This is a genomic window from Bradyrhizobium sp. USDA 3364, from assembly GCF_054056355.1.
Genome location: NZ_JBSRYG010000002.1, coordinates 4,836,260 through 4,861,458, shown reverse-complemented (window position 1 = coordinate 4,861,458; position 25,199 = coordinate 4,836,260). Strand labels below are relative to the sequence as shown.

Genomic DNA, 25,199 nt, shown 5'->3' with positions numbered 1-25,199 from the left:
GTTCACCGGATCGACCGATTGCTTGGCAGCGACGCCGACATCACGAGAAAGAACAGCGGAAAAAGCACGAAGACCACGACGTAGGCCCAGACATATCCGCCACCGAGCGCCACTTGCAGGCCGCTGTGTCCCGTCGATTTTCGATACGTCAGCAGCACCCAGAATCCGAAGGGAATATCGGCAGCAGCAGATAACGCCACTGCTCGCGCCAATTGCGCAGGATCGTCACGAGATCGCCAAGCAACGCTATCAGGAGCAGGGAAAACGTGACGGCGTAGAGCGCGACCAGCGGCAGGAAGAGATGCTCGAACCTGACACGCGCGACGACTGCGTCCGCCGGAATCGGGATCGCGTCCGCAAAGAGGTTCGCGAGCGACGGGATGGTGAGCAAGCGCATGTCGAAGCCCATCGCCTGGCCGAGCCAGAACAGGACGATCGCCACCGCACCGATTGCCGCCTGCGCGAGGAAAGCGCCGCTCGCGATGCACTGACACAGCGATCCCGACAGGAGAATCCGCGACAGTCCATAAAGCAGTTTCCTGCCACGACCATTCTGCTGCTCCAGTTCTGCAAGCCAGGCCGGGCCATTCCCGCTACCGAAGCGAAAGATATCGGCACGGAGGCGCTGCGGTGGCGGCTTTGTCTCGGCCTCGAAAGCGTGCATCATCGCGCGTGCAGCAACACCGCCAGCCAGCGCCGTTGCGCACGCGGATGCGGTACTAAAGCCAAGGGCAAACGAGACGATGCCGAACATCGCCGCAATGCCCAAAGACGAGACGATCTTGAATTGCGCGCTGACCAATGGACGCTCCACCCTCGGGCAAGCCTACAGCAGCCGTCGGAAAGCATCCGAAACAAGTTCGCTAAAACTTGAACAATCAGGCGCCCTGCGCGCTGCGCAGCGTCGCCGGTGGCGCGTCTGCGTTGTCATCGATATCGACGGCCGGCTTGTCCATCGCGACCACCACCTCGATACCGCGGCTGTGACAGATGTTGGCGAGGCCCGCAGGCAGCGGCGAATCGGTGACGAAGGTCTGGATCTGGCTCATATGCGCGATGCGCACCGGCGCGCTGCGGCGGAGCTTGGTCGCATCCGACACCAGCATCACGTTGCGCGCATTGGCGATGATCGCCTGCGCCACCTGCACCTCGCGATAGTCGAAGTCGAGCAGCGCGCCCTCCTCGTCGATCGCGGACGCACCGATGATGGCGTAGTCGACCTTGAACTGGCCGATCAGCTGCGTCGCGGTGGAGCCGACCACGGCACCGTCGGCCCGGCGCACCGTGCCGCCGGCCACCACCACCTCGATGCGCGGATGCCGGTACAGCAGCATCGCGACGTTGAGGTTATTGGTGATGACCAGGAGATCCTCGTGCGAGGTCAGCGCGCTGGCGACCTCCTCCGTCGTGGTGCCGATATTGATGAACAGCGAGCAGCCGTTCGGAATCCGGGCGGCCGCGGCGGCGCCGATCGCCTTTTTCTCCTCGGCGGCGACGAAGCGGCGCGCCTCATAGGCGAGGTTCTCGACCCCCGAGGCGATGATCGCGCCGCCATGAATGCGGGTCAGCGACCGGTCGTCGCAGAGGTCGTTGAGGTCCTTGCGGATGGTCTGCGCCGACACCTCGAATCGCTTGGCGAGGTCTTCGACCATGACCCGGCCGAACGCGCGCGCGATGTTGAGGATTTCAGTCTGGCGGTGGGAGAGTCCGGCCACGGCGGCCCCCTTGAAACGGCAATCGGGTGGAGCAGGATCATTTCGGAAAACCGGTTTGCACTTTCCCGGATCGTGCTCAAGCCTATGGTGCGACCGTTCGGCACGGAGGTCAACGAGCAAGCATCGGTGGGGTTAAGAACTGCGTTGCAGCATGTCGGCCAGTGCTTCCGGCATGATCCTCACCACGCCAATCCTCACCACCCCATGGCCGAGGCGACCAGGCGAATCAATTCCGGATCGTCGAACGCCCCGGCGCTCGCGACGGCGCCGGCCGCAAGCAGGTCGGCATGACTGAGCCCGGTTCGCATTCCGACCGTCGCGATGCCTGCCGCCGTCGCGGACTGAATGCCGGAGCGCGAATCCTCGAACGCCAGCGACGCTGACGCCGACGCGCCCGCGAGGCGCAGTCCCTCGAGATAGGGCAAAGGATGCGGCTTGCCGTGCGCCAGTTCGTCGCCGATCACCAGCGCCCTGAAGCGGTGCGCGATGCCCAGTCCGGCGAGCAGCAATTCGGCGTTCGCGCGCGGCGCATTGGTCACCGCCACCATGGGCACGCCGGCGCGATCGGCGCGCTCCAGCAGCGCCATCAATCCCGGCACCGGCACGATCTGGCCAGTGACCAATTCGCGGAAGATCCGCTCCTTCTCGGCAAGAATGCCGGCGCGGCGCTCGGCCGGCTCGTGTGCAAGGAAGCGCTCGCCGATCGACGCGTTGGAGAAGCCCTGCAATTCCTTGCCGAAGCGCGCGTGATCGAACGAATGTCCGTGAGGGCCGAACACCTGGTTGAACGCCGCCAGATGCAGCGGATCGGTGTCGGCGAGCGTGCCGTCGATATCGAAGAGCAGCGCTCTACTTTGTGTCTGCGACATCCGGGAGATGTTTCCGTGAGCCGGATGCATCAATACAGACTCTTGCGGCGCGCGCAAACGGCGCGCCGCCAAGCTCCTTGTCAGGAGGCCAGCTGCAGAATCTGCCCAGTGACAAGGCGGCGCGCTGCACGCTCGGCCTCGCGTGCATTGCGGAAGATCTGGCCCTCAAGAGCCCGGAAGCGGTGCGAGGCTGCAAAGAATTCGTATCCGCGTGCATCGCGCACCACGATACCCGCGGTCTCTGAACTTACCTCGATGACGTAGCAGTCTGACATTATCGGCCTCGGTTTAATTCCGGGCCGACAACGGTGTCGCTGACCGTTTGTTCCTCGGTTTATTTGCGAACCGAAGCGCCGTTTTTGCCTTCAAGCCGCGCTCCGGCCCCAGTTTCGACGCGTTTCTCCCGAGCCCGAATCGGTAACGCTTTTGTGCGAACGACGTCAGGTCGAAATCGTCGCACCGTCGCGCTGGATCGGTTGCGGATGACCCTGATCGTCGATCGAGACATAGGTGAAATTGCCGTCGGTCACCAGGATCGACTGCTGCTCGCGGCGGCGCAGCACCCAGGCTTCGAGATGCACCGTGATCGAGGTGCGGCCGACGCGCACGAGGTTGGCGTGCACCGAGACGAGATCGCCGACATAGACGGCCTTGCGGAAGTTCATCGCATCGATCGCGACCGTCACGGTGCGCGACTTCGCGACCTTTCCTGCGAACACGCCGCCGCCGAGATCCATCTGGCTGAGCAGCCAGCCGCCGAAGATATCGCCATTGGCATTGGTGTCGGCCGGCATCGCCAGCGTGCGGATACAGAGATCGCCCTGCGGCTCGTTGCCGCTGATCGGCGGCGCGTGAACGTGGGTGTCGGTCACTTGCGAGTCGGTCACTTGAAGGCCTCCCAGCCGGGATCCGGCGCAAATCGTCCGCCGAACTTGCGCATCAGCGTCTGCATGGTCGACACCACATTATCCGCGCCGCGGCTGCGCGCATAATTGAGCGGGCCGCCGCGGAACGGGGCGTAGCCGGTGCCGAAGATCATCGCGCCGTCGACCATGTCGGGGTTGTCCACGATGCCTTCGCGCAGGGCGGCGACGCAGACATTGGAGATTGGCAGCACCAGGCGGTCGATCATTTCGTCGGGCACACGCGGTCCGGTCTCCGGCAGCGGCGTCTTCTCCGCCTTGCCGTCCTTCCAGGTGTAGAAGCCCTTGCCGGTCTTGCGGCCGAGCTCGCCCCTGGCGACCTTCTCGCGCAGCCAGGCCGGCGTCGGCGGCAAGGTGTCGCCAAACTTCGAGCGCAGCATGTCGCCGACATCGAGGCAGATATCGAGGCCGACCTGGTCGGCGAGCTCGATCGGGCCCATCGGCATGCCGAACTCGACCGCGGCCGCGTCGATCAGGCGCTGGTCGGTCTTCTCGTCCAGCATCATCATCGCTTCCAGCATGTAGGGCGTCAGCGCGCGGTTGACGAGGAAGCCCGGCGAGCTCTTCACCGGCAGCGGCAGGCGGTCGATGGCGCCGACGAAGGCCAGGGCCAGCCTGAGCAGGCCGGCATCGGCACTGTCATGGCTGACGACCTCGACGAGCTGCAGCCGCGACACCGGATTGAAGAAGTGCAAGCCGAGCAGCCGCTCCGGCGTTGCGAGCGTGGTACGCAGATCCTGCAACGGGATGCTCGACGTGTTGGTAGCGAGGATCGCGCCCTGCTTCATCTTCGGCTCAAGCGAAGCGTAGATCTTCTGCTTCAGCTCGAGCTTTTCAGGCACCGCCTCGATGATGAGATCGGCATTGCGGACGCCCTCGCCATCCATGTCCGGGATCAGCCGGTCGAGCGCGTCGCGCTGGTCGATCTTCTTGCGCATGATCTTGCCGAACAGCTCCGCGGCCCGCTTCATCGCGCCCGCGATCGGCTCGGCCTTCATGTCGGCGAGCGTGACCCGCATGTCCTGGTTGGCGCACCAGGCCGCGATATCGCCGCCCATCGCACCCGCGCCGATGACATGGACGTGCTGCACCTTGTTGCCGGAGCCTGCCACCTTCTTCATCTGCTCGCGCAGGAAGAACACCCGGATCAGATTCTGCGCCGTCGGCGTCACCATCAGATTGGCGAACGAGGTCTTCTCCGCATTGAGCATCGCCGCGCGATTGCCGGCGTGCTTTTCCCAGAGATCGATCAGCGCGTAGGGCGCCGGATAGTGCTTGCGCGGCGCCGCCTTCTCGGCCTCGCTGCGCATCCGCGAGGCGAGGAAGCCCCTGACCGGACCGATGTTGAGCAGCGAGTTGAGCGCGCCCGGCTTGGCGCGCTTCAGCCGGCCGAACACCGCGTCCTTCACCGCATTGCGGACGTGGCGTTCCTGGGTCACGGCGTCGACCAGGCCGAGCGCTTTGGCGCGCCGCGCATCGATCGTCTTGCCGGTCAGCATCAGGGTCATCGCCTGCATCGGGTTGACCAGTTCGGTGAAACGCACCGTGCCGCCGAGGCCGGGATGCAGGCCGAGCATCACCTCGGGGAAGCCGAAGCGGGCATCATCGATCGCGATCCGCATCTGGCAGGCCAGCGCGACCTCGAGGCCGCCGCCGAGACAGAAGCCGTGGATGACGGCGACCGACGGCACGCGCAGCGCCTCGAGCCGGTCGATCACCGCGTGGGCGCGGCCAATCTGGGTCTCGACCGCGCGGGGGTCGCTGACGCCGCGAAACTCGTTGACGTCGGCGCCGGCGATGAAGCCGCTCTTCTTCGCCGAGCGCACCACGAGGCCGGTCGGGCGCTGGTTCTCCAGCGCCGTGACGATGGCGTCGAGCTCTTCGAGCAGATCGGCGGACAACGTATTGGCGCTGACGCCGGCGCGGTCGAACAGCAGCCAGGCAATGCCGTCCTCGTCGCGGGTCAGCTTGAAATTCCTGTACGGACTGTCGGCGGCCGGCGTCGGCCCGAGTTCGAGCACACGGTCGGCGAGAAGGTCCATGATCCGTGAATCCATGATCACACCGTCTCTATCAACATCGCGCCGCCCTGACCGCCCCCGATGCATTCGGTGGCGACGCCGCGCCTGGTGCCGAGCCGCTTCATCGCATTGACCAGATGCAGCACGATGCGGTTGCCGCTGGTGCCGACCGGGTGGCCGAGGCTGATCGCGCCGCCGTCGACGTTCAACTTGGCGCGGTCGATCTCGCCCGCCTCGCCATCGAGCCCGAGAATCTCGCGGCAGAATTTCTCGTCTTTCCACGCCGCGAGGCAGCCCAGCACCTGGGTCGCAAAGGCCTCGTTCAGCTCCCAGGTCTCGACGTCCTGCAACGTCATTCCGTTGCGCTTCAAGAGCGCGCTTGCCGACAGCACCGGGCCGAGGCCCATGATCGAGGGATCGAGCGCCGACCATTGGCTGTCGAGGATGACCGCCTTCGGCGTCAGCCCGTGCTTGGCCACCGCCTTTTCGGACGCCAGGATCACCCAGGAGGCGCCGTCGGTGATCTGCGAGGAATTGCCGGCGGTGACCTGGCCCCAGGGACGCTCGAACACCGGCTTCAGCTTTGCCAGGGTCTCGGATGTCGAGTCCGGGCGGACGCCGTCGTCATGGTCGTAGAACTTGCCGTCGCGGGAGAACGCCGTCTCGACTTCACCCTTGAGGAAGCCTTCCTTCTGCGCATTCGCCAGCCGCTGATGGCTCTCGGCGGCGTAGGCATCGGACTGCGCGCGGGTGATGCCGAAGAGATGGCCGACCTTCTCGGCGGTTTGCCCCATGTTGAGCTCGGTGATCGGGTCGGTCAGCCCGCGCTCGAGGCCGATGATCGGCTTGAAGTAACTCGGCTTCACCCTCAGCGCTGCGGCGATCTTGGCCCCCAAGCCCTTGGCGCCGGCAAAACCGGCGAACCAGCGCACGCCGGAATTGGGCCAGACCAGCGGCGCGTGGCTCAGCGCCTCGGCGCCGCCGGCGAGGATCAGGTCGGAGATGCCCTCGCGGATATAGCGATAGCCGGTGTCGATCGATTGCATGCCGGAGCCGCAATTGATCTGCACCGTGAAGGCGACCATCCGTTCGCCCATGCCGAGCCGGAGCGCCGCGACCCGCGCCGGATTCATCTCGTCGGCGATCACGTTGACGCAGCCGAGGATCACCTGGTCGAAGGCGGTGGGCGCGAAGGGCTGCCGCGCCAGCAGCGGCCGGCCGCATTGCACGGCGAGATCGACCGGGGTGAACGGGCCGGGACCGGAGCGCGCCTTCAGGAACGGCGTCCTGCTGCCGTCGACGATAAAGACTGGTCGCGCCATCAGCTCGCCGCCCTCTGCTCACCCAGCTCCTGGAAGAACTGATGCACGTCGGCGGATTTCTTGTAAATCGGGGACAGCGCCTCGGGCGCAAAATCATCGACCTCGATGACTTTTGTGACGGCTTCATGAGCAGCGCGCAAGCCTTTCACCGTCGGCCTGGTTGATGACGCCCTTCTTGATTGCCTCCTGCCAGTCATGCAGGCGCGCAGCGCGCATCTGCCGGGCAGCGTCCTCGGCCTCGTGCACGAGGCGGAAGGCCTTCTCCAGCCGCGCGATGCCGCCGTCGTCCTCGACAAAGGCGAGGTCCGGCGTCAGGCGGTCGCGCGCCGCCGATGGTGACAGCACGAGCTGAGCGCAGAGATGCACGACCCGGTCCGACGGGCCGGTGACGCGGGCGCCGAACGGCTGGATCAGGAATTTCAGCATCCACGCCACGGGGCGGTTGGGCAGATTGGCAAGGATCTCCGCAAAACGGTTCTCGATGGTCTTGAAGCCCGATGCCATGCACCATTCGAGCGCCGGAAGATCCTCCTTCTGCCGACCCTCGTCCTGCCAGCGTTTAAGCGCGGCCGAGAGCAGGTACAGCTCGGACAGGATGTCGCCGAAGCGCGCGGAGAGCATCTCCTTGCGCTTCAGCGCGCCGCCGAGCGTGAGCAGCGCCATGTCGGCGCACAGCGCGAACGCCGACGAATAGCGCGACAGCTGGCGATAGAACTCAGTGGCATCGCCGGCATCCGGCGCCGGTGCGAACAGGCCAAAGCTCCAGCTGCGGCCCCAGGCGCGGAACATGGTCGCAAAACTGTGGCCGACATGCTTCCAAAACGCGGTGTCGAACGCGGTCAGGCCCTTGTCGCGATCGGTTTCGCCGAGCGCGTTCATCTCCTGCAAAAGATAGGGATGCGCGCGGATCGCGCCCTGCCCGAACACGATCAGATTGCGGGTCAGGATGTTGGCGCCCTCGACCGTGATGCCGACCGGCACCGAGCGGTAGAGCCCGCCGAGATAGTTCTGCGGCCCGTCGATCACCGCCTTGCCGCCATGGATGTCCATCGCGTCGTCGATTGCGATCCGCATCCGCTCGGTGGCGTGCAGCTTCATGATCCCGGAGATCACGGCGGGGTGATGCCCCTCGTTCAGCGCAGCACAAGTCAGCCGCCGCGCGGCGTCGAGCAGGTAGGCGGTGCCGGCGATGCGCGCGAGCGGCTCCTCGATGCCCTCGAACTTGGAAATGGAAATGCCGAACTGCTCGCGGATGCGGGCATAGGCGCCGGTGGTGCGCGCGGCATAGGCGGCGCCGGCGGCCGACAGCGACGGCAGCGAGATGCCGCGGCCGGCGGCGAGCGCCGTCATTAGCATCTTCCAGCCCTGGCCGAGTCTCTCCTGGCCGCCGATGATGTAGTCGAGCGGGATGAAGACGTCCTTGCCCCAGTTCGGGCCGTTCTGGAACACCTGCATCGCCGGCAGGTGGCGGTGGCCGATCGAGACGCCGGGCAGATGGGTCGGGATCAGCGCGACCGTGATGCCGAGCTCTTCCTCGTTGCCGACGAGGTGATCGGGATCATAGGCCTTGAAGGCAAGCCCGAGCAGCGTCGAGACCGGACCCAGCGTGATGTAGCGCTTGTGCCAGTTCAGCCTCAGCCCGAGCACCTCGCGGTCTTCGAAATTGCCCTTGCAGATGATGCCGGTGTCGATCATCGAGGCGGCGTCGGAGCCGGCCTCGGGGCTGGTCAGGCCGAAGCAGGGAATGTCCTGGCCGGAGGCGAGGCGCGGCAGCCATTTGTCCTGCTGCTCTCTGGTGCCGAAGCGCATCAGGAGTTCGCCCGGCCCGAGCGAGTTCGGCACCATCACGGTGACGGCCGCGGTCAGCGAGCGCGACGAGATCTTGCGCACCACTTCGGAATGCGCGTAGGGCGAGAAGCCGAGCCCGCCGAATTCCTTCGGAATGATCATGCCGAAGAATTTCTTGGCCTTGATGAAGGCCCAGACCTCGGGCGGCAGATCGCGCCATTCCCAGTTGATCTTCCACTCGTCGAGCATTGTGCAGAGCTCGTCGACCGGACCGTGCAGGAAGGCGGTCTCCTCGTCGGTCAATTTGGCCGGCGCATAGGCCAGGAATTTCGACCAGTCGGGATTGCCGGTGAAAAGATCGGCATCCCACCAGACGTCGCCGGCTTCCAGCGCCTCGCGCTCGGTGTCCGACATGGTCGGCAGCACGCCACGCGCCCAGGAGAAGATCGGCTTGGAAAGGTAATCGCGGCGGAAGCTCATGGTGGGGTCCCTCATGGATCGGCGCGGATGGTGGCATCCTAACGGAAAGTGCCGGTCACGGGTGAACACTTCGCCTCGCAAATAAAGCGAAATTGACGCGGCCACGGCGCCGTTTGTTAACGGCACGCGACGCGTTCAGTTCCGAAAGCTGAGCTGCGACAATCAGGTAGCGAGGCATGGCGCCGGCGGGTCACGCCGGCGCTTCCGCTTCATCCCCTCATCCTGAGGTGCCTGCGCAGCAGGCGTCTCGAAGGATGAGGCCGCCAGCCGGGCCTCATGGTTCGAGACGGCCAAGGGCGCCTCCTCACCATGAGGATCGACAGCTTACGCCGGCCCGGCGCCCTGGGTCGCGGTATAGACCGCGTAGAGCGACTGGCTTGCGGCCATGAACAGGCGATTGCGCTTGGGGCCGCCGAAGGTGATGTTGCCGCAGACCTCGGGCAGCCGGATGCGGCCGAGCAGCTTGCCGTCCGGCGACCACACCGTCACGCCGTTGTAACCGACCGCGCGGCCGGCATTGCTCGAGCACCAGACATTGCCGTTGACGTCGCAGCGGACGCCGTCCGGTCCGCACTTCACGCCATCGATCGTGAAATCGCTGAACCGCTTGCCGTTCGAGAGCTTATTGTCGGCGCCGACATCGAACACGAAGACGTCGCCCTTGCCGCCCGCGCCGCTATCGCCCGGTCCCTTGCCGGTCGAGACGACATAGAGCTTTTTGTAGTCGGGCGAGAAGCAGAGGCCGTTGGGATCCGGCACCTGGTCCTCGCTCACCACGAGATCGACGCGGCCGGAGGGATCGATGCGATAGCAATTGGTCGGCAGCTCGCGCTTGGCCGGCACGAAGCCCGCCGGCTGGCCGATCCGGGGATTGAGCTTGCCGGCCGCGTTGCTCGGGCCACCCGCAGCGTCGGGCTCGCCCTCATAGAGCTGGCCGCCATAGGGCGGATCGGTGAACCAGTAGCTGCCGTCGGGATGCGCGACGACGTCGTTCGGCGAGTTCAGTCGCTTGCCGTTGTAGGAATCGGCGAGCACGGTCGCGGTGCCGTCATTCTCGTAGCGCGTCACCCGGCGGGTGAGATGCTCGCAGGACAGCTGGCGGCCCTGGAAGTCGAACGAATTGCCGTTGCTGTAATTCGACGGCATGCGGAAGACGCTGACATGGCCGTCATCCTCCGACCAGCGCATCTGCCGGTTGTTCGGAATATCGCTCCACAGCAGATAGCGGCCCTGCGAGCTCCAGGCCGGGCCCTCGGCCCATAGCAGCCCGGTATGGAGGCGCTTGATCGAGGTGTTGGGCTGGGCCAAATCGTTGAAGGACGGATCGACCGCGATGATGTCGGGGTCCCAGAAATAGGTGGTCGGCGCACCGCGCGGACTGAAATCGCGCGGCGGGGTCGTGATCGTGGTCGGCGGCCCGACCGGCGCGGGCGCGTTCTGGGCCAGCGCGCCACTGACGCCGGTTGCGGCAGCAGCCGCCCCCACCGCCAATCCCTGGACAAGTGTTCGCCGTGAAACGTTCGGATCGCGCCGCTCTCGACGTGTCATCGCATCATCCCACTCTGTTGGCCGGCCGTTGATCCGGCCTGGCGCGCGGGAGGTTAGACTGCTCGCCCCGAGGTTGCGAGTGACGGTTTTTCATCCCCGAGGGCGGAAATTTCACATTGTTGTGGTTTCTGCTTCCGTCATCGCGAGGAGCGAAGCGACGACCTGTCCGCCGAAGCCTTGGCGAATGCGGAAGCAATCCATCCACCCAGCCCGTGGACGGATGGATTGCTTCGCTTCGCTCGCAATGACGGTTATACGGATCGGCTCAATCCGGCCGGATCATCTCGAACATGTTTTCCGGCTTGATCTCGAAATAGTCACCTCTCCGCCCGGCGCGGACGATGGGGTGCGCGAGGCCGGTCTGGTAGACGCCGTCCTTGATGAAGGCCTTGTCGATGTGGACGGCGACCACCTCGCCGAGCGTCAGCCAGGCCTCGGCCTTCTTGCCGTCGGCGCCCTGGAGCTGGATGATCTGGCTCACCTTGCATTCGAACGACACCGGGCTTTCGGCGACCCGTGGCACGTTGACGAGCTTGCCGGCGACCGGCGTCAGCCCAGCGATCTTGAACTCGTCGACATCGCGCGCGACATGCGCCGCGGTCGCGTTCATGTGCTTGGCGAGATCCATCGTCGCCAGGTTCCAGACGAACTCGCCGGTGTCCTGGATGTTGGCGACGCTGTCCTTCCAGTTGGTGGAGGAGAAGCCGATGATCGGCGGCACGTAGCAGAAGGCGTTGAAAAAGCTGTAGGGCGCGAGGTTGACGTTGCCGCCCTTGTCACGGGAGGAAATCCAGCCGATCGGCCGCGGCGCCACGATGGCGTTGAACGGGTCGTGCTTCAGGCCGTGGCCGTTCTTCGGCTCGTAGAAATGCAGGTCTTTTGCGGTCACGGCTCAGCCCCCTAAGTAGCCCGGATGGAGCGCAGCGCAATCCGGGACGGTCTCGCAAGCGGATCGAATACCCGGATTACGCGGAGCCTGTCATCGGGCGCGCGATCGCGCGACCCGTTGGCTCCATCCGGGCCACAAACTCGATTTGCCTGCAATGACGGGAGAGTCAACTGACGAAAATGTCAGGGCTGGCGCTCAAGGGTTGGCGCTCAGTTGGCGCGGGAACGCGGCGACAGGCCGGCAATCACGAAATCGATCATCTGGTCGATGGTCGGTCCCGGCTTGGTTGCGCATTGGGCGATCATCTGCGGATGGAAGAACCGCATCATCGCGGTGCAGGCGCACAGCGACGCGAGTTGCAGGTCCGGCGCCTCGAACTCGCCCGACGCGGCTCCTTGCGCGATCACCTCGCCAATAATGGAGGCGATACACTCCATATGGGCGACGCAGACGTCCCAGTCCTCCTGCATCGCGATCTCAACCATCTCGTGCAGCTTGGAATCGCCGACATAGCGCTCGGTGTTCATGCGATTGATGGTCGTCATCATCTGGCGCAGGCGCGGCGCGGCCGGCCCCTCCGACCGTGCGATGCGCTGCGCCTCGATCTCGACCTCGCCCATCAAGCCGCGGGCCACGCTTTCGTGGATCGACTTCTTCGAATCGAAGAAGCGGTACACGTTGGCGGGGCTCATCCGCAGCTCTTTGGCGATGTCGGCGACCGTGGTCTTCTGGTAGCCGATCTGCCGGAACAAGCGCTCCGCCACCACGAGAATCCGCTCGCGGGTGTCGGTTTCGCTATGTTCCGAGATCAGTGTCATGTTGGCCTGCTCAATCTTCAATTATTCGGCCGCCTCAGCAAGTGGAAATGCGTGTTGCGCATCGCCGGCATGCTGCGGCGCAGTATCTGTTTGCTCGGGGCCGCTTTCCTCGAGGGTCTTGCGGAACCAGAGGGCGTAAAGGCCCGGCAGATACAGCAAGGTCAGGAAAGTCGCAACAAACAAACCGCCCATGATGGTGATCGCCATCGGACCCCAGAACGCCGAGCGCGACAGCGGGATCATGGCGAGGATCGCGGCGAGCGCGGTCAGCACCACCGGCCGGGCGCGCCGGACGGTGGCTTCGACGATCGCCTCGCGCCGGGTCAGGCCGGACGCCACGTCGCTCTCGATCTGATCGACCAGGATCACCGCGTTGCGCATGATCATGCCGGCGAGCGCGATCAGGCCGAGCAGCGCCACGAAGCCGAACGGCTGGTTGGCGACGTTCAAGCCGAGCGAGGCGCCGACGATGCCGAGCGGCGCGGTCAGGAACACCAGGAACAGGCGCGAGAAGCTCTGCAGCTGGATCATCAAGAGCGTCAGCATCACCATGACCATCACCGGGAAGAGGATGAAGATCGACGCATTGCCCTTGGCGGATTCCTCGAACGCGCCGCCCGGCTCGATCCGGTAGGCCGGCTCGAGATGGGCCTGGATATCCCTGAGCTTCGGCGAGATCTGGTTGGTGACGTCGGGCGCCTGCACGCCGTCGACCACGTCGGAGCGCACGGTGATCGCCATGTCGCGGTTGCGCCGCCACAGGATCGGCTCCTCATGCGCATATTCGATTTTTGCAATTTGCTGCAGCGGGACCGCCACACCATTGCGTGACGTGATGGTGAGGTCGCCGACCCGACCCAGATCGAGCCGTTCGGACGGCACTGCACGGGCGATCACGCCGACCTTTTCGATGCCGTCGCGGATCGTGGTGACCGGCGCGCCCGAGATCAGCATCGCCAGCGCCTGCGAGACGTCCTGCGGGGTCAGGCCGAGCGCGCGCGCCCGGTCCTGGTCGACGGCGAGCTTCAGGTAGGGTGACTGCTCGTTCCAGTCGAGCTGGACGTCCTTGACGTTCTTATTCTGGCGCATGACGTCGCGGACCTGGTAGGCGATGTCGCGCACCTTGTTGGCGTCGGGGCCGATCACGCGGAACTGGACCGGGAAGCCGACCGGCGGACCGAAGTTGAAGCGGTCGACGCGAACCCGCGCTTCGTTCAGCGCGCCGTCGGCGGCGGCCTGCTCGATCTTCGCCTTGACGCGCTCACGCGCCTCGACGTTCTTGGCGAGGATCACGATCTCGGCGAAGGCCTCGTTCGGCAGCTGCGGGTTGAGGCCGAGCCAGAAGCGCGGCGAGCCCTGGCCGACATAGGCGGTGTAGGTCGCAATATCCTGGTCGCCCTTCAACAGCCCTTCGGCCTGCTTCACTGCCTTCTCGGTGACGTTGAAGGCGGTGCCTTCGGGCAGGCGGAGCTGCAGGAACAGCTCGGGCCGCTCCGACAGCGGGAAGAACTGCTGCTGGACGTGGCCGAAGCCTACGATCGCGGCGACGAACACGCCGACGGTCGCCGCCACCACCTTGATGCGGTGATCGACGCACCACTGCACGACGCGGCGCAGGCCGCGATACATCCGCGTCTCGTAGATCGCGTGCGGATCGTGGTTCTGGTGCACCTTGATGTTGGGCAGCAGCTTGACGCCGATATAGGGCGTGAAGATCACCGCGACGAACCAGGAGGCGACCAGCGAGATCGCCACGATCCAGAAGATGCCGCCGGCATATTCGCCGACCGCGGAATTGGCAAAGCCGATGGGGAGGAAGCCGGCGGCCGTCACCAGCGTTCCCGTGAGCATCGGAAACGCGGTGGATTCCCAGGCAAAGGACGCCGCCTTCATGCGGTCCCAGCCCTGCTCCATCTTCACCACCATCATCTCGACCGCGATGATGGCGTCGTCGACCAGCAGGCCGAGCGCAATGATCAGCGCGCCGAGCGTGATGCGGTGCAGATCGAGGGACATCGCGTTCATCACGATGAAGACGATGCCGAGCACCAGCGGCACCGACAGCGCCACCACGATGCCGGTGCGCCAGCCGAGCGCGACAAAGGAGACGAACAGCACGATTGCGAGGGCCTCGACGAAGGAGTGCACGAACTCGCCGACGGCGTGCTCGACCACTTTGGGCTGGTCGGCGATCTGCTTGATATCGATGCCCTGCGGCACCGCCTTCATGAACTCGGCGGTCGCCTGCTGGACCTCCTTGCCGAGCTCGAGGATGTTGGCGCCCTTGGCGGTGACGACGCCGATGCCGAGCGCGGGCTTGCCCTCCTGGCGAACCTTGAAGCTCGGCGGATCGACATAGCCGTGGCTGACGGTCGCGATATCGCCGAGCCGGAACACGCGGCCGTTGCTCTCGACCGGCGTTTCGGCAACCGCCTTGACGCCGTCAAGCGCGCCGGTGACGCGCAGCGGCACGCGCTGCGACGAGGTCTCGACGGTACCGGCCGGCGTGACGTTGTTCTGCTTGGCGAGCGAGTCGAACAGCGCCTGCGGCGTGATGCCGAGCGTCGCGAGCTTGGCATGCGAGAACTCGACGAAGATGCGCTCGTCCTGGATGCCGTAAAGGTCGATCTTGGTGACGCCCGGCACCTTCAGCAGGCGCTGGCGGAAACCTTCCGCGACCTTCTTGAGCTGCGCGTAATTGGCGCCGTCGCCGGTCATCATATAGAGGATCGAATCGACGTCGGAGAATTCGTCGTTGACGACGGGACCGAGGATGCCGGAGGGCAAGTCGCCCTGCACGTCGGCCAGCTTCTTGCGCAGGAGATAGAAGAAATAGGGCACGTCCTTCGGCGAGGTCGAATCCTTGAAGGAGACCTGCATCGCCGTGAAGCCCGGCTTGGAATAGGTCTGCACCTTGTCGAAGAACGGCAGCTCCTGCAGCTTCTTCTCGATGGGATCGGCGACCTGCATCTGCATTTCCTGCGAGGTCGCGCCCGGCCACATCACCGAGACGTTCACCACCTTGACGGTGAAGAACGGGTCCTCGGCGCGGCCGAGCTTCTCGTAGGAGAAGAAGCCGGCGGCGCCGAGGATGATCATCAGGAACAGCACCAGCGTCGGATGGCTGACCGCCCAGGCCGAAAGGTTGAAGCGCTTCATCGAACTCTCCAAGTCCAAATCGTATCGACTTCAATCGTCATTGCGAGCGAAGCGAAGCAATCCATTCTTCAGTGCGTCGCGACGTGGATTGCTTCGTCGCTTCGCTCCTCGCAATGACGCGGGACTAAAACGACAGCGACGACACGACCCGCACCTTCTGGCTCGGATCGAGTTTCTGCACACCGAGGGCGACCACCTTGGCGCCATCGTCGACGCCGCCGGAGATGACGACGTTGCTGCTCTCATAGGCCTTCACCTTGACCGGCTTCAGCGCGATGTCACCCTTGTCGTCGACGATGTAGAGCGAGGGATCGCCGCCCTGGCTGTACAGCGCCGACAGCGGCAGTTTCGCTACCCGCTCGCTCGCCTTGTCGGCCAGGGTCAGCGTCGCGGTCATGCCGAGCGAGACGGCCTCGTCGGCATCCGGCAGCGAGAACTTCGCGAGATAGGTGCGGGTGGCGGGGTCCGCCTGCGGCGCGACCTCGCGCAGCTTGGCGGCATAGCTCTTCTTCGCGTCCGACCACAGCGTCACCGTGGCAACGCCCGACCTGGCACGAGCAAGAAGCGTCTCTGGGATCGCGACGACAGCTTCCTTCTCGCCAAGTCGGGCGACACGGATCGAAGCCTGACCCGCGGCAACCACCTGGCCGGGCTCGATCATGGTCGCTGTGACGACACCCCGGGTGTCGGCCACGAGCGTTGCATAAGAGAGGGAATTCCTGGTCAGCTCGACCGAGCGCTCGGCACGGTTCAGCCGCGCGCGGGCCTCGTCGCCGGCGGCCTTGGCGGAATCGAGCGCCGCGTCGGTGGTCCAGCCCTTCACCTTCAGATCCTTGGCGCGCTGCTCGGCGGCCGCGGCCTGCGCCAGCACGCCGGTGGCGGCGCGGAATTCGGCCTCCGCCTGCTCGGCCTGCAGCTTCAGATCGACCTCATCGAGCGTGGCCAAGGGCTGGTCGACGTCGACTGTCTGTCCGACCTCGACCAGCCGCTTGGCCACCTTGCCGGCAACCCGAAAGCCCATATCGGCTTCGATACGGGGCTTGATGGTGCCGACAAAGCTGCGCTCAGGGGTTTCAGCTTCATAATGGACGGTCGCCACCAGAACGGGGCGTCCCGGATCGGCCTGTTCGGCCGCCTTTTCGTTGCAGCCGGCCAGCGCGAACACCGCGAAAGCTAACGATGCTCCCGTCAAGAGCCTGTAGTAGCTCGAGAAAATGGAACGGCCGAACATCTGAATTCTCCATCGGGCTGATGACTGATGAAGAGTATCGATTTATCACTGATGAATGTCAATATTCGTCAATAGTAACCTATTCGTGAGGACGAGCCGGGATCGGCGCGGGAAGTGGCAATTCTTTGGGGTTGCGTAACCCGGATGGAGCGAAGCGAAATCCGGGAGGTCAGCCGATGAGGTGATTGGCCATGGACTACGCTTCGCTCCATCCGGGCTACGAGCGACGACGGCTTGCGCCGGCTACTTCGCGCCGGCGAACTCGGTCTTGGTCTCGTGGCCGCCGAGGAACACCAAGAGGCCGCCGATCAACGGCAGCAGCGACAGCACCAGCAAGCCCGTGGACGTGCTGCCGGTCGCCTCCTTGACCCAGCCGATCAGATATGGCCCGAGGAAACCGGCGAGGTTGCCGATCGAGTTGATCAGCGCGATCGCGCCGGCAGCGGCGGTGCCGGCAAGCCAGGCCGTCGGCAGCGTCCAGAACACCGCGAAGGTGCAGAAGATGCCGATCCCGGCGACCGTCAGCACGACCATGGTCAGGGTCGGATCGCTGATATAGCTCGACACGGCGAGCGCCAGCGCAGTCAGCAGCAGCGGCGCGCCGACATGGAACACGCGCTCGCGCGTCGCGTCCGAACGGCGCGCCCACAGGATCATCGCGACAGTGCCGAACGCATAAGGGATCGCGGTGACGAAGCCGGTCTGCGCGTTGGTCAGGCCGAACGCCTTGACGATCTGCGGCAGCCAGAACTGCACGCCATAGAGCGCGCCGACGAAGCCGAAATAGATCGCGCTGAGCGCCAGCACCTTCGGCGAGGACAGCGCCTCGAACAGCGTGAAGTGCCTCGCCGCCTGCTTGGCCGCGACCTCGGCATCGAGCTTCGCCTTCAGCCACGCCTTCTGCTCGGCCGAGAGCCAATCGGCCTTTTCCGGCCGGTCGGTGAGATAGAACCAGGTGACGATGCCGAGCAGCACCGAGGGGATGCCCTCGATCACGAACAGCCACTGCCAGCCCTTCAGCCCAATCGCGCCGTCGAGGCCAAGCAGCAGGCCGGAGATCGGCGCGCCGATCGCGGTCGACACGGGCACGGCGATCGCGAAGGCGGCGAGGAAGTGCGCGCGATACTCGGCCGGATACCAGTAGGTCAGATAGAGGATGATGCCGGGGAAGAAGCCGGCCTCCGCCACGCCGAGGAAGAAGCGCAGCGCGTAGAAACTGTTCTCGTCATAGACCGCCGCCATCAGCGCCGACAGGATACCCCAGCTCACCATGATGCGGGCGATCCAGCGCCTGGCGCCGAACCTCTCCAGCGCCAGATTGCTCGGCACCTCGAAGATGAAATAGCCGATGAAGAAGATGCCGGCGCCGAACGAGAACACCACCGGCGAGAACTTCAGCTGGGCATTCATGGTCAGCGCGGCGAAGCTGAGATTGACGCGGTCGAGATAGGAGAAGAAGTAGGCCAGGATCAGGAACGGGATCAAACGCCAGGAGATCGCGCGGATCGTCGAGGTCTCGATCTCGCTGCGGGCGCCACGATCCGGCGCGACGGTTGCGGTCTGGCTCATCGGTTTCCCCCCAAAGCTATTGCTTGCCTTGAGGATTATTGCGTGGCTCAGCCTTCGGCAATGGCAAAAACTCGCAGCACACAGCGCAAACGGGGACCCCTTGCCGGGCTGAAAGACCTTGCACCGCGTCATTGCGAGCGAACGAAGCGACGAAGCAATCCATCGGTCGGCATGCGCGGTGAAATGGATTGCTTCGCTTCGCTCGCAATGACGGACGCGACAGTCAGCCCTACTCGGCGAGCTGGAAGCGCGCGAAGCGATCGAGCTCCTCCTCTATGCGGCGCTTCAGCTCCTTGCGCCCCGCCTGCTTCTTGCCGTTGCCGACCCAGCTCCATTTCTGCATCAGCAGCTTCTTGTTCTGCCGGTCGGTCTTGAGGTCGAGAGCGGCAACGATGTCGTCGCCGACCAATACCGGCAGCGCGAAATAGCCGAACAGGCGCTTCTCCTTCGGCACATAGGCCTCGAAGCGGTGGCCGTAGCCGAAGAACAGCTCGGTGCGCTTGCGCTGGATGATCAGGGGATCGAACGGCGAGAGGATGTGAACCAAGGAGGGATCGCCCTCGCCGGTCGCTTCCAGCACCTCGGGCCGCGCCCAATGCTCCTGCTTGCCGGCGCCCTCGAGCGCGATCCGCACCAGCTCCTTGCGGCGCACGCGCGCCTCGATCAGGCTGCGCACCGCCTTCTTGCTCGGCGCGTCGAGATGGCAGATCGAGTCCAGGCTGACGATGCCCTGCGAGCGCAGCGCGCGGTCGAGCAGATAGGCTGTTCGGGCCGAGGCGGGTGCGGGCTTCGGCGGCTTGTCCCAGCCGAAATGCCTGCTCATCAGCTCGTAGGTCTTCAGCATGCCGGCGCGTTCGCTGATCGTGACGACGCCGCCATAGAAGGCGAGCTGCAGCGCACGCTTGGAGGGTTTGCGGCTCTGCCAGAGATGCTCCTTCTCGGTCAGCACGTCGTCTTCGATGTCGCGGATGGTCAGCGGCCCCTCGCGCAGCAACCGCATGATCTTGCGCGTGTCCGCCGGCGTCACCGACGCGAACCATTTGTGGCCCTCGCGCTTGTGCGCCTTCATGACAGGCAGAAAGATATTGATGTCCTTGGACGGCACGTAGGACAGCGCGTGCGTCCAGTATTCGAACACGCTCTTGTCCTGGCTCTGCGCCTGCTTGAGGTCGGCGCGGCGGTAATCCGGAATGCGGGTGAACAGGATGTGGTGATGGCAGCGCTCGATCACGTTGATGGTGTCGATCTGCACATAGCCGAGATGGTCGACGGCGGCGGCCACCGCCGACGCCCCCTCCCCGAACGGCGCGTTGGTATCGAGCCGCTGCGCGCGCAGCCAGATGTGGCGGGCGGCGGCAGTGTTCAGGGATAAGGGTTCGGCGGCGCGGGGCATTGCCCCGGCAATGTAGTGAGATTCGCGCGGCTGTGGAGACCTGGGTCACCGGCCCGAATCCGAATGTGACCTAAATCACATTCCGGGCCTTGAGCCAGTCCTAGGTTCCCAGCATCAAGACGACAGCAAGCCCGATTGGCTAGCCTGACATTTAAGGACGAAAACCATGATCCGCTCCCTTGCCTTGTCTCTTTTGACAATCGGCGCCGCGCTGTCGATGACGGCGGGCGTTGCACTGGCCGGCAGCGACACCGTTCCGGCCGCCCAGATCCTCAATGCGCTGAAGCCGAAGCAGGCCACCCGCAGCCTCTCCGCCGGTGCGCAGGCCGACCCGGCCGCCTCGGCCAGGGAGGCGAGCTTCCTCAATACCGTTCGCAACCGCCAGACCCGCTCGCTGTCGATGGGCGAGCGCCAGGAGATCGCCGACATCGCCGCCAACAAGCCGAAGATCGATCTGGAAATTCACTTCGACTACAACTCCGCTGACATCAGCAGGGGCTCGACCCAGACGGTGCAGGAGCTCGGCAAGGCGCTGTCCGACGCCAGCATGAAGGGCTCGACCTTCGTCATTGCCGGCCACACCGATGCGATTGGCAGCGAGGCCTATAACCAGGACCTGTCGGAGCGCCGCGCCGACACCATCAAGAGGTATCTGATCGAGCATTACGGCCTGAACGGCTCTGATCTCGTGACCGTCGGCTACGGCAAGACCCGGCCGAAGGATCCGAACGCGCCGATGGACCCGACCAATCGTCGCGTGCAGGTCGTCAACATGGATACCAAGAAGGCCTCGCAGTAATCTCCCGCATTGGCGGCTATGAACGTGCTCGGCCTCGTGGTTCGAGACGCGCCGCGAGCGGCGCTCCTCACCATGAGGGTCTAAGATTTCGCCGGGAACAACACCTCATCCTGAGGAGCCCGCCAAAGGCGGGCGTCTCGAAGGATGGGCGGCAACGCCCCCCTGCCACGTTCCTTCATGTGCGACAGCTCTGGTCCGGCTGGCGGATCGCGTGCTTCCGCGATTCTTAGATCCAGTTCTGGAAAAGCATCAGCCGATTGAAGGTCGCCATCGAGGTCTCGATGGCGGCCGCTGTGACCGGCAGCATGGCGATGAAGCCGGCGCCTCCGACCGCCACGAAAGCCCACAGCAGCCAGCTTGGCACTCCCTTGCGCGTCAGCGCATGGACCAGCACGAAGCTCGCCGTCGTCGCGGCCGGCAGATAGTAATAGATGAAGCCGAGCGTGCGCGGCAGCAGCGCCCAGGCGAGATATGGGCCGAGATAGAACGCAAGCACCAGAAACGCCCCGCGGCTGCGCCCGACGATCCAGTCGCGCAGCGCGACGATCAGCGCGATCAATGCCGGCCACAGCACCAGCGGATTGCCGAGGAACACGATCGCGGCGAACCTGTCGTCGCCGACCTTCTCGAACAGATACCAGACCGGGCGCACCAGGAGCGGCCAGGACGGCCACGAGCTCATATAGGTGTGGCCCGCGATCGCGGTCGTGGTGTTGTCGGCGAAGATGCGGCGCTGCGCCTCTATGAGGTCGGTGAAGGATAGACCGTAGAGCGGCACGAAGGTCGCGAGATAGACGGCGGCCGGGATCAGCACGAAACAGACGATGAAGTGCGGGAGACGGAAATCCGGCCACAGGTCCGGCCGGTACCAATCCTCCGCATTGGCGTCGGCAAAGCGCGTGCGCCAGCCCTGCATCAGGTGGATCACAACGACAATCGCGATGCAGGTCGCGAGCACGAACAGCCCGCTCCATTTGCAGCCGCTCGCAAGCCCCGCGGCCAAGCCCGCCAGCGCGAAGGCGGAGTGCGGCCGCGTCTGCCTGAAGCCGTGGATGAAAGCCGCGATCGCGAACAGACAGAAGGCGAGTGCGAAAATATCCAGCATCGCAATCCGCGACTGCACGAACAGCATCTGGTTGAAGAAGGCGAGCAGCACGGCTGCGATCGCGCGCTGCTGCGACGCGAACAGCGCCAGCGCACCGAGATAGACGCCGACCAGTGCAAGCGCACCGAACAGCGCCGCCGGATAGCGCCATCCCAGCGGCACGTCGCCGAACGCCTTGATCGAGAGTGCGATGATCTCCTTGGCGAGCGGCGGATGCATCGGGTTGAGGATCGGGCCCTCGAGCACCGGCAGCAGCATCTGCCGCGCCGCCGGCACGTAATGCACCTCATCGAAATAGAGCTTGTCCGGCGTGGTGATCCCGAGCAGCAGCACGACATGGGCGACGATGAAGATGATCGCCGCGACGATCGCCGTGCGCGCGGCGGGACGCCGCAGAACGGAACGGGATTCGGATGCGATGTTCAAAGCGCAAGCACGCCGCGGGCGGAACGAGTGTGAGCGAAGTGTGAGCTCGGACTGCGCGTGTGATGTGCGCGCGCGTGACGTGTGTGATCTGAACTCACGTATCCGCAGCGTTGAATGCAGTCGCATCGACAGACACTAACCATCCAGTTCACCTCGGCTCGGCTTGTGACAAATATACAATATCAGGCGCGTGCACGATCCGGTACGATGACAACGTTAAGTCGATCGGTATTGCAATGAATTCGCCTCACAGCTTTTTCCCCTTGCTTGCACTCGGTCTTGCCGCCGCACTGACGGCGCATCCTGCTCAGGCGCAGACGCGCGTCGGCGAAGCGGCGATGGTGAAGAACGAAGTTGTCCGCGTTGCGGCGGCGACTACGCCGATCAATGTCGGCGACGCGCTGCTGCGCGACGAGACGGTGCGCACCGGTCTCGAGAGCGCGGCGCGGCTCGTGATGGCCGACAGCACCAATCTCTCACTCGGGCCGAATGCCTCGCTCAAGCTCGATCGCACAGTGTTCGACGACGAGCATCACTATCGCGATGTCGCGATCCGCCTGACATCGGGCGCGTTCCGCTTCGTCACCGGCCACTCGGACAAGGCCGCCTACAAGATCGTCACGCCGCTCGCGACCATCGGCGTTCGCGGCACGGTGCTCGATATCCTCTCACAGCGCGGCAAGACCACGGTGGTGTTGCAGGAAGGCGCATCGACGGTGTGCACGTCGAGCCGGCAGTGCATTGACCTGACCCAGCCCGGTGACACCGCGATCATCACTTCGAGCGGCGGCCACACCATGATCCAGAAGACCAACAACCCGCCCTGGACTTTTGCCGCGACTTGCAGCCAGGCAGCCGGGCTCTGCACCGTCACCCAGTACGCCGACGCGACGCCGGTGACGCCGCCGGTCGACGACGATCCGACCGGCATGCTGTGCGGGCGGTGAGCATGGCGCGCCGCATCCGTCACTTGATCCTGCCGACAGCTCTGACGATCGCGCTGTCGCTCGCTATGCTGCAGACGCTGGCTGCACCGGCCGAGGCGCAAACCCCGAGGCCGACGTCGACGCCAACCACAGGCTGCACGTCGATTCCCGATACCGAATTCGCGGTGTCGCCGAACTGTGGATCGAGTCCCACGCCGACGCCTACTCCCGCAGCAACACCACCCCCCACGCCGACACCGACGCCTAGCCCTTCGCCCAGTCCCTCGCCGACTCCAACTCCGACACCAACTCCGCCGCCGATCACCGGGGCGCCGTCGAGCGGCAGCTCGATCAACGGTCTCGCGGACCAGCGCTTCAACCAGATGATCACCAACCGCGTGCTCGGCACGGTGCTGCTCGGCGTCAACGAGCAGGTCAATTGCAGCGACTGCATCAGCGCGTTTGGCTCGGCCGGCTCGTTCTCGGCCGGCATCCATGGCCGCAAGACCATCACGCCGAACCTGTCGCTGCTCGCCGGCATCGCCTACACGCAGTATGGCGAGGGCGGCTACAACGTCACCAGCGCGCCGATCGGCGCCTTCGCGTTGCGCTACGACTTCGTCGACTGGGGCTCGTCGCGGCCGTTCTTCGATATCGGCACCATCCTCTCGCCGTCGGAGAGGGTGCGCTACACCCGCAGCTATGCCACGAGCCTGGGCCCGGTGTCGGTCACCAGTCAGACCTCAAGCGAAAATTACGGCGTGTACGGACGCGCGGGCTGGATCAGCCGGCTGTCGGCGCGCGACGAGGTCGCAGCTTCCGTCGAGGTCTGGCAACTGTGGCAGCGGGTCAAGGGCTACAGCGATCCCGCCATGGCCTTCAATCCGTTCGACGCCACCATCGCCGACGGCACCGACCGCACCAGCCTGGTCAAGGTCGGCGGCCAGTGGACGCATCTGTTCGGATCGAGCGTCGAGACCAACATCAATGGCGGCTGGGTGCAATCCTTCGCCGCCCATTCCGGCATCGTCGCGACCGTCACCGGCGACGGCACCATCGTGCCGACGATGGGCAACCAGGGCTGGTTCGAATATGGCGGCCGGGCCGGCTTCCGCATCACCAAGGGCTGGATCGCCGACCTGTTCCTCAACGGCACCGCCGGGCCGCAGCCGGTCGGCAACACGGTTCACGGCGGCATCGGTCTGCGGATCAATTATTGAAGCAAGCGCTTCCCCGCCCCGCAGGCGCGGAGCGAGGAAGAAGTGGCTCAGGCCGCCGCCTTGCCTTCATAGGCCCGGCGCAGGCCCTCGACGTCGAGCTTGATCATGCCGAGCAACGCCTGCATCGCGCGCGCGGCGCCCGCCGCGTCGGGGCCGCCGATATAGCTGTGAAGTTCGCGCGGCACGATCTGCCAGGACACGCCGAAGCGGTCGCGCAGCCAGCCGCACTGCTCCTCCTTACCACCATCAGCGAGTAGCGCGGCCCAGAGCCGATCGACCTCGGCCTGATCGACGCAGTCGATCGAGAACGAGATCGCGTGGGTGTACTCCATCTTCATCCCGCCGTTCAGCGCCATGAAGCGCTGACCGGCCAGGGTGAATTCGACCACCAGCACGGTGCCGGCCTTGCCGGCCGGACCGTCGATGGTGTTGTGCTGGATCTTGTCGATCCGGGAGTCCGGCAGCAGCGAAACATAGACGTTCGCGGCCTCCTCGGCCTCGCCGTCGAACCACAGGCAGGGTGACACCTTTGACATCGATGAACTCCGCGCCGGCGGGCGATCAGGCGGTGGCAGCGGCGGACTGCTTCGTCGCAGCCTCGACGTCCATCCACATCACTTCCCAGATGTGACCATCGGGATCCTCGAAGCTACGGCCATACATGAAGCCGTAGTCCTGCTTCGGCGACGGATCGGCGGTGCCGCCCGCGCCGGTGGCCTTGGTCACGTAACCGTCGACCGCGTCGCGGTTCTCGGCGGAAAGGCAGACCAGCACTTCGCTCGTGGTCCTGGCGTCGGCGATCTTCTTCGGCGTGAACTGCCGGAATTTGTCGTGGGTCAGCAACATCACGAAAATGGTCTCCGAGATCACCATGCAGGAGGCGGTGTCGTCGGAGAATTGCGGATTCTTGGTGGCGCCGATCGCCTCGTAGAATGCGGTGGCATGGGCCAGATTGCTGACCGGCAAATTGACGAAGATCATCTTGGGGTTGGCCATGA

The 25,199-nt window shown here is 64.9% G+C and carries 21 protein-coding genes and 1 pseudogene; 3 read left to right on the top strand and 19 right to left on the bottom strand.

The window, feature by feature from the left end; translation table 11 throughout:
- Positions 1 to 2: 2 nt before the first annotated feature.
- From ACVILL_RS23025 to ACVILL_RS22950, 16 genes and pseudogenes are all read right to left on the bottom strand, one after another.
- Positions 3 to 158 carry a hypothetical protein gene (locus tag ACVILL_RS23025; protein ID WP_456731132.1) on the bottom strand — a complete coding sequence of 52 codons (156 nt, stop codon included), beginning with the start codon at positions 156 to 158 and terminating at the stop codon, positions 3 to 5.
- Positions 149 to 802, bottom strand: coding sequence for a hypothetical protein (locus tag ACVILL_RS23020; protein ID WP_456731131.1), 654 nt, complete (start codon positions 800 to 802; stop codon positions 149 to 151). Before ACVILL_RS23020 ends, ACVILL_RS23025 begins: the two co-directional genes overlap by 10 nt.
- Before the next feature lie 76 nt (positions 803 to 878).
- Positions 879 to 1,715, bottom strand: coding sequence for a DeoR/GlpR family DNA-binding transcription regulator (locus ACVILL_RS23015; protein ID WP_456731130.1), 837 nt, complete (start codon positions 1,713 to 1,715; stop codon positions 879 to 881).
- A 194-nt stretch (positions 1,716 to 1,909) separates the two neighbouring features.
- Positions 1,910 to 2,584 (bottom strand): HAD family hydrolase, encoded by a 675-nt coding sequence (locus ACVILL_RS23010; RefSeq protein ID WP_456731129.1) that lies wholly within the window; start codon positions 2,582 to 2,584, stop codon positions 1,910 to 1,912.
- Between the two features lie 80 nt (positions 2,585 to 2,664).
- Positions 2,665 to 2,859, bottom strand: a complete 195-nt coding sequence (locus ACVILL_RS23005; protein ID WP_456731128.1) for a hypothetical protein — start codon at positions 2,857 to 2,859, stop codon at positions 2,665 to 2,667.
- Between the two features lie 165 nt (positions 2,860 to 3,024).
- The gene (locus tag ACVILL_RS23000) at positions 3,025 to 3,456 is read right to left on the bottom strand and encodes an acyl-CoA thioesterase (RefSeq protein WP_456734338.1); all 432 of its coding nucleotides are present in this window, start codon (positions 3,454 to 3,456) and stop codon (positions 3,025 to 3,027) included.
- Between the two features lie 11 nt (positions 3,457 to 3,467).
- The gene (locus ACVILL_RS22995; RefSeq protein WP_456731127.1) at positions 3,468 to 5,564 is read right to left on the bottom strand and encodes a 3-hydroxyacyl-CoA dehydrogenase NAD-binding domain-containing protein; all 2,097 of its coding nucleotides are present in this window, start codon (positions 5,562 to 5,564) and stop codon (positions 3,468 to 3,470) included.
- A gap of 2 nt (positions 5,565 to 5,566) precedes the next feature.
- The gene (locus tag ACVILL_RS22990; protein WP_456731126.1) at positions 5,567 to 6,850 is read right to left on the bottom strand and encodes an acetyl-CoA C-acetyltransferase; all 1,284 of its coding nucleotides are present in this window, start codon (positions 6,848 to 6,850) and stop codon (positions 5,567 to 5,569) included.
- Positions 6,850 to 9,118 (bottom strand): annotated as a pseudogene (locus tag ACVILL_RS22985) (acyl-CoA dehydrogenase). Before ACVILL_RS22985 ends, ACVILL_RS22990 begins: the two are co-directional and overlap by 1 nt.
- A gap of 324 nt (positions 9,119 to 9,442) precedes the next feature.
- The gene (locus ACVILL_RS22980; protein WP_456731125.1) at positions 9,443 to 10,666 is read right to left on the bottom strand and encodes an SMP-30/gluconolactonase/LRE family protein; all 1,224 of its coding nucleotides are present in this window, start codon (positions 10,664 to 10,666) and stop codon (positions 9,443 to 9,445) included.
- A 265-nt stretch (positions 10,667 to 10,931) separates the two neighbouring features.
- Positions 10,932 to 11,555: a flavin reductase family protein gene (locus ACVILL_RS22975; protein WP_456731124.1), complete on the bottom strand. Its 624-nt coding sequence runs from the start codon at positions 11,553 to 11,555 to the stop codon at positions 10,932 to 10,934.
- 209 nt (positions 11,556 to 11,764) lie between these two features.
- Positions 11,765 to 12,373 (bottom strand): TetR/AcrR family transcriptional regulator, encoded by a 609-nt coding sequence (locus tag ACVILL_RS22970; protein WP_456731123.1) that lies wholly within the window; start codon positions 12,371 to 12,373, stop codon positions 11,765 to 11,767.
- A gap of 21 nt (positions 12,374 to 12,394) precedes the next feature.
- Positions 12,395 to 15,532, bottom strand: coding sequence for an efflux RND transporter permease subunit (locus ACVILL_RS22965; RefSeq protein ID WP_456731122.1), 3,138 nt, complete (start codon positions 15,530 to 15,532; stop codon positions 12,395 to 12,397).
- A gap of 124 nt (positions 15,533 to 15,656) precedes the next feature.
- Positions 15,657 to 16,763, bottom strand: a complete 1,107-nt coding sequence (locus ACVILL_RS22960; protein ID WP_456731121.1) for an efflux RND transporter periplasmic adaptor subunit — start codon at positions 16,761 to 16,763, stop codon at positions 15,657 to 15,659.
- A gap of 243 nt (positions 16,764 to 17,006) precedes the next feature.
- The gene (locus ACVILL_RS22955; RefSeq protein WP_456731120.1) at positions 17,007 to 18,332 is read right to left on the bottom strand and encodes an MFS transporter; all 1,326 of its coding nucleotides are present in this window, start codon (positions 18,330 to 18,332) and stop codon (positions 17,007 to 17,009) included.
- A gap of 229 nt (positions 18,333 to 18,561) precedes the next feature.
- Entirely contained in the window at positions 18,562 to 19,725 is a 1,164-nt protein-coding gene (locus ACVILL_RS22950; protein WP_456731119.1) for a winged helix-turn-helix domain-containing protein, read from the bottom strand.
- Between the two features lie 166 nt (positions 19,726 to 19,891).
- Here ACVILL_RS22950 and ACVILL_RS22945 point away from each other — a divergent pair, with 166 nt between their 5' ends.
- Positions 19,892 to 20,524 (top strand): OmpA family protein, encoded by a 633-nt coding sequence (locus ACVILL_RS22945; protein ID WP_456731118.1) that lies wholly within the window; start codon positions 19,892 to 19,894, stop codon positions 20,522 to 20,524.
- A 226-nt stretch (positions 20,525 to 20,750) separates the two neighbouring features.
- On the opposite strand, the gene ACVILL_RS22940 is transcribed toward ACVILL_RS22945, so the two are convergent.
- The gene (locus ACVILL_RS22940; protein ID WP_456731117.1) at positions 20,751 to 22,055 is read right to left on the bottom strand and encodes a phospholipid carrier-dependent glycosyltransferase; all 1,305 of its coding nucleotides are present in this window, start codon (positions 22,053 to 22,055) and stop codon (positions 20,751 to 20,753) included.
- Positions 22,056 to 22,291: 236 nt separating this feature from the next.
- Here ACVILL_RS22940 and ACVILL_RS22935 point away from each other — a divergent pair, with 236 nt between their 5' ends.
- The gene (locus ACVILL_RS22935) at positions 22,292 to 23,002 is read left to right on the top strand and encodes a FecR family protein (protein ID WP_456731116.1); all 711 of its coding nucleotides are present in this window, start codon (positions 22,292 to 22,294) and stop codon (positions 23,000 to 23,002) included.
- A 2-nt stretch (positions 23,003 to 23,004) separates the two neighbouring features.
- On the top strand, positions 23,005 to 24,201 hold the full coding sequence (locus ACVILL_RS22930) for a hypothetical protein (protein ID WP_456731115.1): 1,197 nt from the start codon (positions 23,005 to 23,007) through the stop codon (positions 24,199 to 24,201).
- A 47-nt stretch (positions 24,202 to 24,248) separates the two neighbouring features.
- Here ACVILL_RS22930 and ACVILL_RS22925 read toward each other — a convergent pair whose 3' ends face one another.
- The gene (locus ACVILL_RS22925; protein WP_456731114.1) at positions 24,249 to 24,737 is read right to left on the bottom strand and encodes a VOC family protein; all 489 of its coding nucleotides are present in this window, start codon (positions 24,735 to 24,737) and stop codon (positions 24,249 to 24,251) included.
- 25 nt (positions 24,738 to 24,762) lie between these two features.
- The gene (locus ACVILL_RS22920; RefSeq protein WP_456731113.1) at positions 24,763 to 25,197 is read right to left on the bottom strand and encodes a VOC family protein; all 435 of its coding nucleotides are present in this window, start codon (positions 25,195 to 25,197) and stop codon (positions 24,763 to 24,765) included.
- Positions 25,198 to 25,199: the final 2 nt, after the last annotated feature.